The sequence below is a fragment of the Enterococcus sp. NBRC 3427 genome (assembly GCF_007996925.1).
GTDB classification, from domain to species: domain Bacteria; phylum Bacillota; class Bacilli; order Lactobacillales; family Enterococcaceae; genus Enterococcus_B; species Enterococcus_B lactis.
Window position 1 is genome coordinate 18980 of the sequence record NZ_BJLL01000025.1, and the last position, 15434, is coordinate 34413.

The 15434-nt window shown below is 39.4% G+C and carries 19 protein-coding genes; all 19 read left to right on the forward strand.

Annotated elements, in window-relative coordinates; genetic code table 11:
- The first annotated feature begins 5 nt into the window (after window positions 1-5).
- Complete coding sequence (gene secG / locus ESP02_RS07245; RefSeq protein ID WP_002292802.1) at window positions 6-242, forward strand: preprotein translocase subunit SecG; 237 nt, start codon at window positions 6-8, stop codon at window positions 240-242.
- A 102-nt stretch (window positions 243-344) separates the two neighbouring features.
- The gene (locus ESP02_RS07250; RefSeq protein WP_002300470.1) at window positions 345-1100 is read left to right on the forward strand and encodes a carboxylesterase; all 756 of its coding nucleotides are present in this window, start codon (window positions 345-347) and stop codon (window positions 1098-1100) included.
- 2 nt (window positions 1101-1102) lie between these two features.
- Entirely contained in the window at window positions 1103-3460 is a 2358-nt protein-coding gene (gene rnr / locus ESP02_RS07255; protein ID WP_002400560.1) for a ribonuclease R, read from the forward strand.
- A 21-nt stretch (window positions 3461-3481) separates the two neighbouring features.
- Window positions 3482-3946: an SsrA-binding protein SmpB gene (gene smpB / locus ESP02_RS07260; RefSeq protein WP_002292799.1), complete on the forward strand. Its 465-nt coding sequence runs from the start codon at window positions 3482-3484 to the stop codon at window positions 3944-3946.
- Between the two features lie 301 nt (window positions 3947-4247).
- Window positions 4248-4967, forward strand: coding sequence for a F0F1 ATP synthase subunit A (gene atpB / locus ESP02_RS07265; protein WP_010732140.1), 720 nt, complete (start codon window positions 4248-4250; stop codon window positions 4965-4967).
- Between the two features lie 52 nt (window positions 4968-5019).
- A complete protein-coding gene (atpE, locus tag ESP02_RS07270) occupies window positions 5020-5235 on the forward strand; it encodes an ATP synthase F0 subunit C (RefSeq protein ID WP_002292797.1) in 216 nt (71 codons plus the stop codon).
- 90 nt (window positions 5236-5325) lie between these two features.
- Window positions 5326-5850: a F0F1 ATP synthase subunit B gene (gene atpF, locus ESP02_RS07275; protein WP_002292796.1), complete on the forward strand. Its 525-nt coding sequence runs from the start codon at window positions 5326-5328 to the stop codon at window positions 5848-5850.
- Window positions 5837-6379, forward strand: a complete 543-nt coding sequence (locus tag ESP02_RS07280; RefSeq protein ID WP_002292794.1) for a F0F1 ATP synthase subunit delta — start codon at window positions 5837-5839, stop codon at window positions 6377-6379. Before atpF ends, ESP02_RS07280 begins: the two co-directional genes overlap by 14 nt.
- 22 nt (window positions 6380-6401) lie before the next feature.
- Window positions 6402-7958, forward strand: a complete 1557-nt coding sequence (gene atpA / locus ESP02_RS07285; protein WP_002292793.1) for a F0F1 ATP synthase subunit alpha — start codon at window positions 6402-6404, stop codon at window positions 7956-7958.
- 13 nt (window positions 7959-7971) lie between these two features.
- Window positions 7972-8874 carry a F0F1 ATP synthase subunit gamma gene (locus ESP02_RS07290; protein ID WP_002400557.1) on the forward strand — a complete coding sequence of 301 codons (903 nt, stop codon included), beginning with the start codon at window positions 7972-7974 and terminating at the stop codon, window positions 8872-8874.
- Between the two features lie 22 nt (window positions 8875-8896).
- On the forward strand, window positions 8897-10303 hold the full coding sequence (gene atpD, locus ESP02_RS07295) for a F0F1 ATP synthase subunit beta (RefSeq protein WP_002289006.1): 1407 nt from the start codon (window positions 8897-8899) through the stop codon (window positions 10301-10303).
- A gap of 13 nt (window positions 10304-10316) precedes the next feature.
- Window positions 10317-10739, forward strand: coding sequence for a F0F1 ATP synthase subunit epsilon (locus ESP02_RS07300; protein ID WP_002289005.1), 423 nt, complete (start codon window positions 10317-10319; stop codon window positions 10737-10739).
- 396 nt (window positions 10740-11135) lie between these two features.
- On the forward strand, window positions 11136-11366 hold the full coding sequence (locus tag ESP02_RS07305; RefSeq protein ID WP_002300479.1) for a DUF1146 family protein: 231 nt from the start codon (window positions 11136-11138) through the stop codon (window positions 11364-11366).
- 99 nt (window positions 11367-11465) lie between these two features.
- The gene (gene murA, locus ESP02_RS07310; protein WP_002308580.1) at window positions 11466-12767 is read left to right on the forward strand and encodes a UDP-N-acetylglucosamine 1-carboxyvinyltransferase; all 1302 of its coding nucleotides are present in this window, start codon (window positions 11466-11468) and stop codon (window positions 12765-12767) included.
- Window positions 12768-12779: 12 nt separating this feature from the next.
- The gene (locus ESP02_RS07315; protein ID WP_002292789.1) at window positions 12780-12956 is read left to right on the forward strand and encodes a DNA-directed RNA polymerase subunit beta; all 177 of its coding nucleotides are present in this window, start codon (window positions 12780-12782) and stop codon (window positions 12954-12956) included.
- 131 nt (window positions 12957-13087) lie between these two features.
- Entirely contained in the window at window positions 13088-13384 is a 297-nt protein-coding gene (yidD, locus tag ESP02_RS07320; RefSeq protein WP_002329491.1) for a membrane protein insertion efficiency factor YidD, read from the forward strand.
- 179 nt (window positions 13385-13563) lie between these two features.
- Window positions 13564-14034 carry an N-acetyltransferase gene (locus ESP02_RS07325; RefSeq protein WP_002400553.1) on the forward strand — a complete coding sequence of 157 codons (471 nt, stop codon included), beginning with the start codon at window positions 13564-13566 and terminating at the stop codon, window positions 14032-14034.
- Between the two features lie 81 nt (window positions 14035-14115).
- The gene (locus ESP02_RS07330; RefSeq protein WP_002400552.1) at window positions 14116-15009 is read left to right on the forward strand and encodes an ROK family protein; all 894 of its coding nucleotides are present in this window, start codon (window positions 14116-14118) and stop codon (window positions 15007-15009) included.
- A gap of 101 nt (window positions 15010-15110) precedes the next feature.
- Window positions 15111-15347: a DUF2969 domain-containing protein gene (locus tag ESP02_RS07335; RefSeq protein WP_002316425.1), complete on the forward strand. Its 237-nt coding sequence runs from the start codon at window positions 15111-15113 to the stop codon at window positions 15345-15347.
- Window positions 15348-15434: the final 87 nt, after the last annotated feature.

Genomic DNA, 15434 nt, shown 5'->3' on the forward strand with positions numbered 1-15434 from the left:
GCTATATGTATAATTTAATTTTGGGAATCGTGATCGTTTTATCGATTGTTATGGTCATTGCGATTATGATGCAGCCAAGCAAGCAAAATAGTGCAGCGAGTGCATTTACCGGCGGTGCGGATCAACTATTCGGCAAACAAAAAGCTCGCGGCTTTGAAGCTGTCATGCAACGATCAACTGCAGTCATGGGAGCTGTCTGGATGATCTTATTATTTGTCCTAGCATTTTTATCTTCGAAGTAGTCGAATAAGCCTCTCGCACAACGGCGGGCGGCTTTTTTTATTGCAAAGAGAACGCTTAAGAAGAAGTTATGAAAGAAACTATGGTAAAATGAGGCGAAAGAGGTGAAACGAGTGAAACAATTACCAAAACCCCTTTATGCAAAACATGGAAAACGAGCAGTTTTGCTGCTTCATGCGTACTCAGGAAGTCCAAATGATGTCCGGATGCTCGCACGGTTTTTAGAAAAAGCAGATTATACAGTCTATGCGCCGCTATTTAAAGGACATGGAACGATGGAGCCATATGATATCTTGCAAGAAAAAGCAGAAAGCTGGTGGGCAGATACTAAAAAAGCCATCCATTTTTTACAGTCTGAACAGTTTTCTGATATTGCCGTATTGGGATTATCGATGGGTGGCATCTTTGCTGTACGAGCACTAGAAGAAGAATCAGTAATTGGCGGCGGTTTTTTCTGTTCGCCCCTGTCTCCTGTAGAAACAAACGTGCCTGAAAATTTTGAAAAATATGTACGTCAAGTGCTGAAGATAGCAGGCAAATCAGAAAAAGAAATCAATGAAAAAGCTGTGTCTTACCGCTCGTTAGCTGAACATCAATTAATGGATATACAAGACCAAGCAGCAATCGCAGAAAGTAGACTATCAGATATCCAACAGCCGATATTTTTAGCTCAAGCTGGGAAAGATGAAATGATTGACCCAAATGGTGTATTTGAAACGGCACGCAAATTGAGCCGCCAACGGGTGACACTTCAATGGTATCCTGAAAGCGGTCATGTGATTACAGTTGGCACAGCAAGACGCGAATTAGAAAAAGACGTGTTGGAATTTTTAGAAAAATTACCTTGGAATGAGGAATAAATATGACAAAAGAAACAATAAAAGAGAAAATTCTCTTTTTCATGGAAAGCAGTCGCAAACGTAGTTTTTCTATGGAAGAAATCGCTGAAGGTCTAGGCTTTCAAAAAAGCGATGATTTTAAATTACTAGTACAAACGATTGCTCAAATGGAAAGAGAACAGAGTATCGTTTTCAATAAAAAAGGAAAAGTGAAACTTCCTTTAAAACCAATCTTGGTCGAAGGAACATTTCGGGCAAATGAACGAGGATTTGGATTTGTAACTATTGATCCCGAAGAAGATGACATCTATATCCCGAAAGAAGCGACTGGCTTTGCAATGGATGGGGATACCGTAGCAATTGATATCATGAAGCGAGCAAATACAGATATGGATCGCGGAGCAGAGGGAAAAGTAGTGGAGATTCGAGACCGAGCGACTACTCAGTTAGCCGGAGAATTTGTTGCTTATTCAGACGAAGAGATACAGGAAACGGATCTTTATGGTGTGGTCATCCCGAAAGATAGAAAGCTTAACCAATTCAAAGTGTATGCAGCGGCAGAGGGAGTTCGTCCAGTTGACGGAAGTATTGTACTGATCGAACTGACCCATTACCCTGAAAAAGGGTATGCGACTAGTTTAGAAGGGATAATCAAGCAAGTGATTGGTCATAAGAATGACCCTGGCATGGATATCCTCTCGATTGTCGTGGCTAACGGTATCCCTACAAAATTTCCTGATGATGTGTTGTCTGAGGCAGATGAAGTTCCAGACCAGATCAGCGAAAAGGATATTGTTGGACGCAGAGATTTAAGAGATCAGCTCATCGTTACGATTGATGGAGAAGATGCAAAAGATCTAGATGATGCAGTGACGGTCAAAAAATTAGAAAGTGGTAATTATTTTCTTGGAGTACACATTGCAGATGTATCTTACTATGTGACGCAAGGCAGTCAACTGGACAGAGAAGCATACGAAAGAGGAACAAGTGTCTATTTAACCGATCGAGTGATTCCGATGATCCCACAACGTTTATCCAATGGTATCTGTTCATTGAATCCCCATGTTCCACGACTCACCATGAGTTGTGAAATGGAGATCGATCCAAATGGACAAGTTGTCTCTCATGAGATTTTTCCAAGTGTGATCCAAACAACAGAACGGATGACCTACACAGCTGTCAATCAAATCTTAGAAGATCAAGATGAAGAAACGATGCAACGCTATGCTCAGCTCGTGCCTATGTTCCAAGAAATGGGTGAGTTGCATCGAATCCTTGAAACGATGCGAATCAAACGTGGAGCGATTTCTTTTGAGGATCGTGAAGCGAAGATCCTTGTTGATGCTGAAGGACACCCAAATGACATCCAGCTAAGAAGCAGAGGGATTGGTGAACGCTTGATCGAATCCTTTATGCTTGCCGCCAACGAAACGGTAGCTGAACATTATAATAAATTAAATCTTCCGTTTATTTATCGAATCCATGAACAGCCAAAAGAAGAAAAAATGCAGCGCTTCTTTGATTTTGCTTCAGCTTTGGGCATTCTGGTACGAGGAACGAAAGGAACGATCACACCGAAAGATTTACAGCATGTGATCGAAGGAGTAGAAGATAAACCAGAAGCTGCAGTTATCAATACTATGCTGCTAAGAAGTATGCAACAAGCACGCTATTCAGAAGACAATTTTGGGCATTATGGCTTAGCAGCAGATTACTACACACATTTTACATCTCCTATTCGACGCTATCCCGATCTGATCGTCCATCGGCTGATCCGTTCCTATAGCCAAGATAAAAGTGAAAGCAATCAAAGTTTATGGGCTGAGGAACTTCCTGAAATCGCAGATCATAGTTCTAAGATGGAGCGTCGCGCAGTAGAAACAGAACGTGAAGTAGATGCGATGAAGAAAGCAGAATTCATGATGGACAAAGTGGGAGAAGAATTCGACGGGATCATCAGCTCTGTTGTGAAATTCGGACTGTTTATCGAACTGCCGAATACAGTAGAAGGATTGATCCATATCAATGAATTGAAACAAGACTACTTCCATTTTATTGAAAATCATTTAGCGCTTGTAGGTGAAAGAACCGGTCTGACTTTTAAAATCGGACAAAAAGTGCGCGTAAAAGTAGTCAAAGCTGATCCAGATGAACGAGCAGTAGATTTTGAACTCGTTTCCGCAGAAGAGGTCACTGCGTTGGAACGTCCAAAAGCACGCAATGGAAAATCTGGAAAACGAGAAGGAAAACAAGCAGGCAAACGCTCAGAAAAAAATGGCAAGAAGAACAAACGATATAGTGATAGTAAGCAAACGTTCGGTAAGAAAAAAGGGAAAAAGCCATTTTATAAAGGTGTCAAAAAGAAGAAAAAGAAAAAATAAAATGAGTTGGAGGAAACAGCTATGCCAAAAGGCGAGGGAAAACTAATTGCACAAAACAAGAAAGCTCGCCATGATTATTCGATCATCGACACGATGGAAGCAGGGATGGTCTTGCAAGGAACGGAGATCAAGTCGATACGAAACAGCCGGATCAATCTGAAAGATGGATTTATTCGTGTTCGCAACGGGGAAGCTTTCTTGCATAATGTTCATATCAGTCCTTATGAACAAGGAAATATTTTTAATCATGATCCGTTGCGCACGAGAAAACTATTATTGCATAAGAAACAAATCGTTCGTCTTGAAAACGAATTGAAAAACACGGGAATCACTGTTGTTCCTTTAAAAGTCTATATTCGTAACGGCTATGCCAAGGTATTGATTGGTCTGGCAAAAGGGAAAAAATCGTATGATAAACGGGAAGATTTGAAACGAAAAGATATCGATCGACAAATTGATCGAACATTAAAAAATTTCTCTAGATAATTTCATTATCCTTTTTCGCATATTCGGTGCTTTTGCTTTTACTTAATGATAAAATTTGTTAGCATTTAATCTGATAAAACATGATTATCACAGGTTTTTTCTTAGATCAGGAGCACCGTGCATGGGGAAAAATTCGCTTCGTTTTTGACTGAAATAAAAAAGTGTCTAATTTTCATGAAAATGTTTTGAATTTTCTGTTTCATGGTGGTATGATACCGTGTGGTTAGAAACCGATTGGAAAAAACCAGATACGCACATGAATTGATTTTATGTGAATTTCGGGGAAAAGAGGTGAAATGGATTGGATGAACGCTCGCTAACGTTCCACATTGGACCAATTTGGTTTGATGGTACAGTTTGTATAATGGTGTTACTGACCTGTTTGATTGTTTTCTTCTTAACTTACTTTTTTACAAGAAATCTTAAGTTGAAACCAACAGGCAAACAAAATGCGATAGAATGGGTCATTGATTTTAGTCGAGGAATCGTAACAGATAATCTGCCTAGAAAAGAATTGAGCAATTTCCATTTGTTGGCATTTACATTGTTTTTATTTGTTTTTGTTGCAAACAACATCGGTTTAGTAACAAAAATCGTCTTACCTAACGAAACAACACTTTGGAAAAGCCCGACAGCAGACCCGTTTGTTACTTTAACTTTGGCATTTATAATGATCTTACTTACTCACTTATTCGGGGTGAAAAAGTTAGGCTTCAAAGGATATTTCGTAAATTCGTTCTTGAAACCCTATAGTTTTATGTTTCCGATGAAACTAATTGAAGAATTTACAAACTTATTAACACTTGCTTTACGTCTTTATGGGAATATTTATGCGGGGGAAGTTTTGCTAACCTTGATTGCAAAAATGATGACAAGCTTAGGCTGGTTCTCATTACCATTAGCAATTCCATTAGAGATGGTCTGGATCGCGTTCTCCTTGTTTATTGGGAGCATCCAAGCATTTGTCTTTGTTACTTTGTCAATGGTTTATATGAGCCATAAGATTGAAGTAGAAGAATAATACTCGGTTAAAAAACAAACTACTATTTATCTATTTTAGGAGGAAAACAATTATGAATTATATCGCAGCAGCAATCGCAATCATGGGAGCAGCAATCGGAGCCGGTTATGGTAACGGTCAAGTTATCTCTAAAACAATCGAATCAATGGCTCGCCAACCTGAAATGTCTGGTCAATTCCGTACAACAATGTTTATCGGGGTAGCTCTAGTTGAAGCTGTTCCTATCTTAGGGGTAGTTATCGCCTTGATTCTAGTTTTTGCCGTTTAATTGAATCAGTATTAAGGCAGAAACAACATCGTTTGTTACTGCTTTTTTACATGGAAACTAGAAATACTCCAAAGAAAGGAAGGCTCGCCTATGCTGAATCAATTGGCAATTGCAGAAGTTGGCAATGCGATGTTAGGTAATATCATCGTTGTCAGCGGCTCATTTTTGATACTACTGGCTCTCTTGAAGCACTTTGCTTGGGGACCAATCAGCGATATTTTGAAAAAACGTGAAGACAAGATCGCCAATGATTTAGATTCTGCAGAACAATCTCGCATCAACTCAGCGAAAATGGAACAAGAACGCGAACAACAATTGTTAGCCTCTCGTTCTGATGCAGCTGATATCATCAAAAATGCGAAAGAAAGTGGAGAATTAAGCCGCCAAAATATTTTGAAGGATGCTCAAGAAGAAGCAGCTCGTCTAAAAAGCAAAGCCCAAGCTGATATCACTGTAGAACGTGATTCAGCGCTGAACTCTGTAAAAGACGACGTTGCAGAACTCTCTCTTCAAATCGCGGAAAAAATCTTGAACAAAGAATTATCTCCAGAAATGCATGAATCATTAATCAATCAATACATTGAAGGTCTAGGTTCTTCAAATGAAACTAGATAAATATACAGTAGGAAGACGTTACGGGAAAGCTTTATTTGAACTGGCGATCGATTCAAATCAAGCAGAAGAAATCTATCAAGATCTCGTAAGTTTACGTCAAATCTATGAACAAGTACCTGGATTAGGGAATATGTTAAGTGATGTTCGTCTAGAACCTCATGAAAAACGAGAAATCATGGACAAGCTTGTCAGCGGTTATGATGGGATCGTTAAAAACTTTTTAGAAGTTGTTTATGAGTATAACCGAATGGATGACCTTTTGTTCATGATCGAAGAATATGAACGTCGATATGATGAACATCAAGGGTTACTATTGGGAAGTGTCACAACAGCAGTCCCACTTTCAGACGAACAACGAATACAATTAGAAAAGAATGTTGCAAAAACAATGGACTATCAATCAGTTGAATTAAAACAAATCGTTGATTCTTCTATTATTGGTGGCGCGATTGTTGAAGCCAACCATCGAGTAATCGACGGAAGCATTCGCACGCAATTAGAAAAAATGCGTAATCAATTAAACAGATAGTACAAAGAGGTAGGTGAATCGAATGGCCATCAAAGCAGAAGAAATTAGTGCCTTGATTAAAGAACAAATTGAAAATTATCAAAACGTGCTTTCAGTCGAAGAAATCGGTACCGTAACTTATGTAGGTGACGGGATCGCTCGTGCACATGGTTTAGAAAACGCGATGAGTGGTGAGTTGCTTGAATTTTCAAACGGCTCATACGGAATGGCGCAAAACTTAGAGTCAAATGATGTAGGTATCATTATCCTTGGCGATTTCGAGTCCATTCGTGAAGGAGATAAAGTAAAACGAACAGGTAAGATCATGGAAGTTCCAGTTGGAGAGGCCTTGATCGGTCGGGTAGTCAATCCGCTAGGTCAACCAATCGACGGACTAGGTGAAATCGTTACTGACAAAGCTCGTCCAGTAGAAGCGATGGCACCAGGCGTTATGCAACGTAAATCTGTTAACGAACCAATGCAAACAGGGCTAAAAGCGATTGACGCTCTTGTGCCAATCGGACGCGGACAACGTGAATTAGTCATCGGTGACCGTAAAACAGGGAAAACTTCTATTGCAATCGATACAATCATCAACCAAAAAGGTCAAGATATGATCTGTATCTATGTAGCAATCGGACAAAAAGATTCTACAGTTCGTACACAAGTTGAAACATTGAAAAAATATGGCGCAATGGATTACACAATCGTTGTGAATGCCGGTGCGTCTCAACCAGCACCATTGCTTTATATCGCACCATATGCTGGTACTGCAATGGGTGAAGAATTCATGTACAACGGTAAACATGTATTGATCATTTTTGATGATCTTTCAAAACAAGCTGTTGCTTATCGTGAACTTTCCTTGCTACTTCGCCGTCCACCAGGTCGTGAAGCTTATCCTGGGGATGTTTTCTACTTGCACTCACGTTTATTAGAACGTGCAGCAAAATTAAGTGATGATCTAGGCGGCGGTTCAATGACTGCTTTGCCATTTGTTGAAACGCAAGCTGGAGATATCTCTGCTTATATCCCAACAAACGTTATTTCAATCACTGACGGACAAATCTTCTTAGAAAGCGACTTGTTCTACGCAGGTACTCGTCCAGCGGTTGATGCCGGACTATCTGTCTCTCGTGTAGGGGGTTCTGCGCAAATCAAAGCAATGAAAAAAGTTGCTGGGACTTTACGTCTAGACTTAGCAAGTTATCGTGAATTAGAAGCATTTACACAATTCGGTTCTGATTTGGATGCGGCAACACAAGCAAAACTAAATCGTGGACGTCGTACAGTAGAAATCTTGAAACAAAAACTGCATGCACCGCTAGCTGTTGAAAAACAAGTAGTGATTTTGTATGCCTTGACACATGGATTCTTGGACAGTATCCCTGTAGACAGTATTTTAGACTTCGAACATGAATTATTCGAATATCTGGATACCAATCATTCAGATATTTTTGAAACAATCCGTACAACAAAAGATCTTCCAGAAGAAGAAACGTTGAACAGTGCGATTCAGGAATATAAAGACATGTTCTTAGCTACAAAAGGAAATAATTCCTCTACAGAAGATAAATTGAAATCCATTCAAAATGCATAGTGAGGTGAGATGAATGGGTGCTTCATTAAATGAAATCAAGACACGTATCGCTTCAACGAAAAAAACGAGCCAAATCACGCGGGCAATGCAGATGGTGTCTGCTTCTAAGTTGACAAAATCTGAAGCTTCTTCACAGAAGTTCCAGGTTTATGCAACAAAAGTAAGAGAAATCGTTACGCATTTGACTGCTACTCAGTTAAATGATATTGCCTCAGAAAATCCTAGAGGGGATATCAATTACAACAGCATGCTGCTCAGCCGTCCTGTGAAGAAAACCGGTTATATCGTCATCACTGCAGATGGCGGTCTGGTCGGTGGATATAACAGTTCGATATTGAAACAAACGATGTCTATTTTAGAAGAAGACCACCAATCACCCGATGATTACGTGATGATCGCAATTGGCGGAACTGGTGCAGACTTCTTTAAAGCACGCGGTATCAACCTAGCATATGAGCTGCGCAATTTATCTGATCAGCCAAGCTTTGATGAAGTCCGCAAAATCGTAAATATGGCAACAACTATGTACCAAAACGAAGTATTCGATGAATTATACGTATGTTATAACCATCATATCAATTCGCTAACTAGTCAGTTTCGTGTAGAAAAAATGCTGCCAATCTCAGACTTAGATCCAGAAGAAGCAACGACTTTCGAACAAGAATATATTTTTGAACCTTCAAAAGAAGAAATCTTGTCTCAGTTATTGCCTCAGTATGCTGAAAGTTTGATCTACGGTGCGATCGTTGACGCCAAAACAGCAGAACATGCTGCTGGTATGACAGCAATGAAAACAGCAACTGATAATGCTGCTAATATCATTGATGAGCTGACGATTTCTTATAACCGTGCAAGACAAGGGGCTATTACCCAAGAAATTACCGAAATTGTTGCCGGAGCTTCGGCACTAGAATAGTATTGAGATTGGAGGAAAAAAGATGAGTTCAGGCAAGATTGTTCAAGTAATCGGTCCCGTTGTCGACGTGGAATTTTCTTTAGACCAATCCTTACCAGATATCAACAACGCATTAGTTGTTTATAAAAATGACGAAAATAAATCAAAAGTTGTTCTTGAAGCAGCATTAGAATTAGGGGACGGAGTGATCCGGACCATTGCGATGGAATCAACAGATGGTTTACAAAGAGGAATGGAAGTCATTGATACAGGCAAAGCAATCTCTGTTCCTGTAGGTAAAGAAACATTAGGTCGCGTATTCAACGTACTAGGAGATACGATCGATTTAGAAACACCTTTCCCAGAAGATGCGGAAAGAAGCGAAATTCATAAAAAAGCACCAGCCTTTGACGAATTAAGTACAAGTACAGAAATTTTGGAAACAGGGATCAAAGTTATCGACTTGCTTGCCCCATATTTAAAAGGTGGGAAAGTTGGACTATTTGGTGGTGCCGGTGTTGGTAAAACCGTACTGATCCAAGAACTGATCCATAATATCGCCCAAGAACACGGTGGTATTTCTGTATTTACCGGTGTCGGTGAACGTACTCGTGAAGGTAATGACTTGTATTATGAAATGAAAGATTCAGGAGTTATCGAAAAGACAGCCATGGTGTTCGGTCAAATGAACGAACCACCAGGTGCACGTATGCGTGTTGCGTTAACTGGTTTGACGATCGCGGAATATTTCCGTGATGTAGAAGGCCAAGATGTACTGTTGTTTATCGACAATATTTTCCGTTTCACTCAAGCTGGATCTGAAGTATCAGCCTTGTTAGGACGGATGCCTTCTGCAGTTGGTTATCAACCAACATTGGCAACAGAAATGGGTCAATTGCAAGAACGTATCACATCTACGAAAAAAGGTTCGATTACATCGATCCAAGCCATCTATGTGCCAGCCGATGACTACACTGACCCGGCGCCGGCAACAGCATTCGCCCATTTGGATGCGACAACCAACTTGGAACGTAAATTAACAGAACAAGGGATTTATCCAGCGGTAGATCCATTGGCTTCTTCTTCAAGTGCTTTAGCACCTGAAATCGTGGGAGAAGAACACTATAAAGTAGCAACAGAAGTCCAACACGTATTGCAACGATATCGTGAATTACAAGATATTATTGCTATCTTAGGTATGGATGAATTATCCGATCAGGAAAAAGTGTTAGTTTCTCGTGCCCGCAGAGTCCAATTCTTCTTGTCACAAAACTTTAACGTGGCTGAACAATTTACTGGTCTTCCAGGTTCTTATGTTCCTGTAGAAGAAACAGTGAAAGGATTCCGCGAAATCTTGGAAGGCAAATACGATGATCTTCCTGAAGAAGCTTTCCGAAGTGTTGGCCGAATCGAAGACGTCGTAGAAAAAGCGAAAACACTAGGCTACTAGAAAGGGGTGCCCCATGGATCAATATTTAACAGTAAATGTGGTAACTCCTGCCGGTTTGGTCTATGATCACCATGCAGCTATCGTCGTCGCACGTACGACAGCTGGTGAGCTTGGGATTTTGCCTAAACATGCACCAATCATCGTTCCTTTGACGATTGATGAAGTTCGTGTAAAACGAACAGATTCAGATACCCATGTCGATTGGATTGCTGTGAATGGCGGAATCATGGAAGTGCGTGATAATGTTGTTTCAATCGTTGCTGATAGTGCGGAACGTGAACGGGATATCGATGTATCTCGTGCGGAACGTGCAAAACAACGTGCAGAACGCCAGATCGAAGAAGCAAAAGCAAAACAAGATACGAACGAATTGAAACGGGCAACTGTTGCGTTGCATCGAGCAATCAATCGTATTAAAGTATCTAAGCACTCATAACATGAGAAGCGGATGTTTATCCGTGAATCAGAAGTTGTGACAGAAGTGGTCAGCTTATTTCCGAAGAAGCTACTTCTGGAACACCCTGAATCAGAGGTCGTGAGCCTGCCATTTAGCTCCGAGTCACAAGGAACAAATTAAAAAACAGGTTCTTATGTTTGATGAATATTGTGACTTGTGACCGAGGAGTTGGCAGGAGAACACCGTTTATTTGGAATAAAGGACTGAGACAAGACTTTTGTCTCAGTCTCTTTTTTTGCATATTTTTTCCCTTATTTCCTAAAAATGTAAGGGTATTCCTCTATTTTTAAGTATACTTGTTTTTCCTTTTATACATTTTATGGTATTATCATTTTATTAGTTATTATAAAAACAACTGTTAGAAAGGACGTCATTATGCAAGTATACGGAATTGATGCGATACTTCGAATCGTGAGTCATTTGGCGTTTATCTACTTAGCCTTCTGGTCTTTACGTTCGTTACGCATTGAGACTTTTTTTAGACCAATGCATAATACGCAAATTAGAATGGCAATCGTACTTTTTTCAATCTTTTTAGGGTACACTGCAAGTAATTTTTTCTTAGAAGTTATCGCTTTATGCCGAAATCTTTTCGTTAGCCTGTAAATTTTAAAAAAAGGTACTATTTTAAAAGCAAGGGTGTTATAATAGAAAAGATTTTGAGTAAGTGTATGCTCATTGGAATTTTTTGGAGGGAACAACAACATGGAAGAGATCATCGTAAGAGGTGGCAATCAATTAAATGGAACAGTAAGAATTGAAGGAGCTAAAAATGCTGTATTGCCTATTTTAGCTGCCAGTTTGTTAGCAGAAGAAGGTATTACGACATTAGACAACGTTCCGATTCTTTCTGATGTCTTCACTATGAATCAAGTGATTCGTCACTTAAATGTAGATGTAGATTTTGATGAACAAAAGAATCAAGTAACAATCGACGCTTCAAGACAATTAGAGATCGAAGCGCCTTATGAGTATGTTAGTCAAATGCGTGCTTCAATCGTTGTGATGGGACCGCTACTTGCTAGAAATGGACATGCAAAAGTGGCTATGCCTGGTGGATGTGCGATTGGTAAACGCCCAATCGATTTACATTTAAAAGGATTTCAAGCTTTAGGAGCAAAAATTATTCAAAAAAACGGCTATATTGAAGCAATTGCAGATGAATTGATCGGTAACACGATTTATTTAGATTTTCCTAGTGTAGGTGCTACTCAAAATATCATGATGGCTGCCGTAAAAGCAAAAGGAACAACCATCATTGAAAACGTAGCTCGCGAACCAGAAATCGTTGATTTAGCAAATATTTTGAATAAAATGGGTGCTCATGTCTATGGAGCGGGTACTGAAACAATGCGTATCGAAGGCGTTGATCATTTACATGCAGTCAACCATTCAATCGTACAAGATCGTATCGAAGCTGGTACCTTTATGGTCGCTGCTGCAATGACAGAAGGCAATGTACTGATTGCTGATGCTATCTCTGAACATAACCGCCCATTGATTTCTAAATTGATCGAAATGGGTGCAGAAATCATTGAAGAAGAAGGCGGAATCCGTGTCATCGGACCAAAACATATCTTACCTACAGATGTAAAAACGATGCCTCATCCTGGTTTCCCTACAGATATGCAAGCGCAAATGACAGCCATCCAATTAGTGGCAGAAGGTACAAGCGTAGTGACTGAAACAGTTTTTGAAAATCGTTTCCAACATTTAGAAGAAATGCGCCGTATGAACGCCCACGTCAAAATCGATGGAAATGTAGCAATCATGGATGGAAACCATGAATTGCAAGGTGCGGAAGTGTATGCAACAGACTTGCGTGCAGCAGCAGCATTAGTTTTAGCTGGCTTGAAAGCAAATGGAATCACACGTGTCCGCAACTTGAATTATCTAGACCGTGGCTATTATAACTTCCATATCAAACTACAAAAATTAGGTGCAGATGTTGAACGTGTAGACATGGATCAAACTCCTGCTGAAAAAACAGCACAAACGATTGCATAAGGAAGTGACTGAATGAGTAACCAACGATATATCTTATTAACTCTGATAAAGATTTTAGTGGTGATCTTATTGCTTATCCTTCTTTTTGTAGCCGGAACGATGATTGGATATGGTGTCATCGGTGGTGGCAATCCATTTAAAGTATTTCAACCAAGCTTGTGGATTCATATTCGAGACTTTTTTCATTGATAATTAATTACGGTGGTTCTAGTCGATAGGAAATGAGCCATGAAGCAGCATAGGATAAAAGAAAACAGAAGGGAACGTTGACTTTAGTCGCGGTCCCTTTTTTTAGTAAAAGAAAAGAAGGAATCTAGTTGATGAAGAAGATATTGATTTATTTAGTTAGAGGATATCAGCGTTTTATTTCGCCTGCATTTCCTCCTAGTTGCCGCTATTACCCAACTTGTTCTAATTATATGATAAAAGCAATTCAAACTCATGGTGCGCTAAAAGGGACGGTAATGGGGACGGCTCGGATCTTACGCTGTCATCCCTTTGTCAAAGGCGGCATCGATTATGTACCTTTGACCTTTCAATTAACGAGAAATAAGAAAGATAAAAAAGAACCAGATTATAAAAAGGTTGTGAAAAATACGGGTAGCACTGAGCAATAAAGAAACAATTTGGAAAATAGCTTCCCATATTTTGCAAAATTGTGAGTTATTGCCGAAGTGCTGGATTTTGAACACCGTCAAAAAAGGTTGTGAAAAATACGGGTAGCATTGGGCAATAAAGAAAAGAGAGAGTGACTATCAAAGCAACGACTTCATGACTACATATATGGAGGTCAAAAATGATTGAAGAACTCAATAAGATAGATTTACCATGGTCTTTGTTATTAGATGCAGATCCTGATAAAGAAAAAGTTCAGGTATATGTTTCAAAGGGGAACGGCTGGATATGGAAAGAAAAAGAAAAAACAATAGGTATACTGATCTATATAGTAAGGGAAAAAGAATTCGAAATCGTTAACGTAGCTGTAGAACCTTCGCATCAAGGAAAAGGGATTGGTGGGAAACTCCTTGAGACAGCTTTTCAGAAGCTTTCACAACTTGCTTCCAGTCAAACTCAGATCATCGTACGAACCGGCAGTACTAGCAGTGCTGCGTTACATCTCTATCAAAAAATGGGCTATGTGGAGATTGGTCGAGTCAAAGATTATTTTATCCATCATTATTCTAAACCGATTTTTGAGAACGGAGAACAATTGCGAGATCAAGTGATTTTAGCAATTCACTTACACAAAACCAGCTTTAACGAATAGACTTGTGATCCGAGAAAATGCTTTCAAATACTGAAAATATACATTACAATAGCTTTAGCAAGCAAAAAGGAGAATATTTTTATGGGGATATTAGTTTTTGATTTTGGCGGGTCGGCTGTCAAATATGGTTGTTGGGATAGTAAAGATGTCAAAGGCAAGGGCCAATTTACAACGCCTGAATCTTGGGAAGAAATGAAAGCGCAATTATTACAAGTCTATAAAGACATGAGTCTTTCCTTTGAAATTGAAGGAATTGGGATCAGCTCACCTGGAGTAGTGAATAATGAGAAACAGGTAATTGAGGGCATCAGTGCGATTCCTTATATTCATGGCTTTAATATTTTTAGAGATTTGGAAACTTTGTTTCAACTTCCGGTAACGATTGAAAATGACGCCAACTGTGCCGGAATGGCTGAGTTTTATGAAGGAGCTGCTCGTGATTATCAAGATGTTGCTTTTGTCGTGGTAGGAACTGGGATCGGCGGGGCGATGTTCACGAAAGGCCAAATCAATAAAGGTGCACATCTTTATGGTGGAGAATTCGGTTTGATGTTCTTAGAGGGCGATCAGACATTTAGTAAACTTGGTACAGCCGTACAGATGGCTTGGCGGTATTGTGAACGCAAAGGAGTCGATAAGAATACTTATACCGGAAAAGACGTCTTTGAATTAGCAGAAACCGGGGATGAAATAGCAAAAGAAGAAGTTGAGAGTTTTTATACGTACCTTGCAAAAGGTTTATTCAGTATCCAATTTTCATTCGATCCGGAAGTTATCGTATTAGGCGGTGGTGTTTCTGCAAAGGATGGGCTCATTGATGAGATCCAAAGTAGAATGAAGAAGTTGACAGATCAATTCGACCTGCATGATTTCGAGCCACAGATCCTATTGTGTGAATACAGAAACGATGCTAATCTTGTAGGCGCAGCGGCCAACTATATCGCTATAGGTCAAGGGGAGAATGAAGAGCTTTAGAGAAGTCGCCTCTTGTATAAAAGAAGATGAAATGGACAAGAGATTTTTACCTAAGGAATGTTTTATTGGCTGCAATATGATAAAATGTCTGAGAGGTGAAAATGATGTCAAAAAAAAATAAAGATATTGAAGTGCGTATCGAAGAAGTAAAAAAAGATATCAAAGGTAAGAATTATGAAGTCACTCAGTTATTTATAGGGAAAAAAATGATTGGTGAAATTTTAGCCTATGGACCAAAAGAATATGAAATTTTCTTTGGTGAAGAAGATTTTGGGAAAGAAAAAAGTCTTGAAAATGCGATAGAAACAGTGATTCGTCACTGGAATCTGCACGAATAAAAAAATATCAAAAAAACTTTCAATAAAGGGTTGCAAAAATCTGGAAAATTAGGTATTATAACTAAGTCAGGTTGATACAAACCTTTC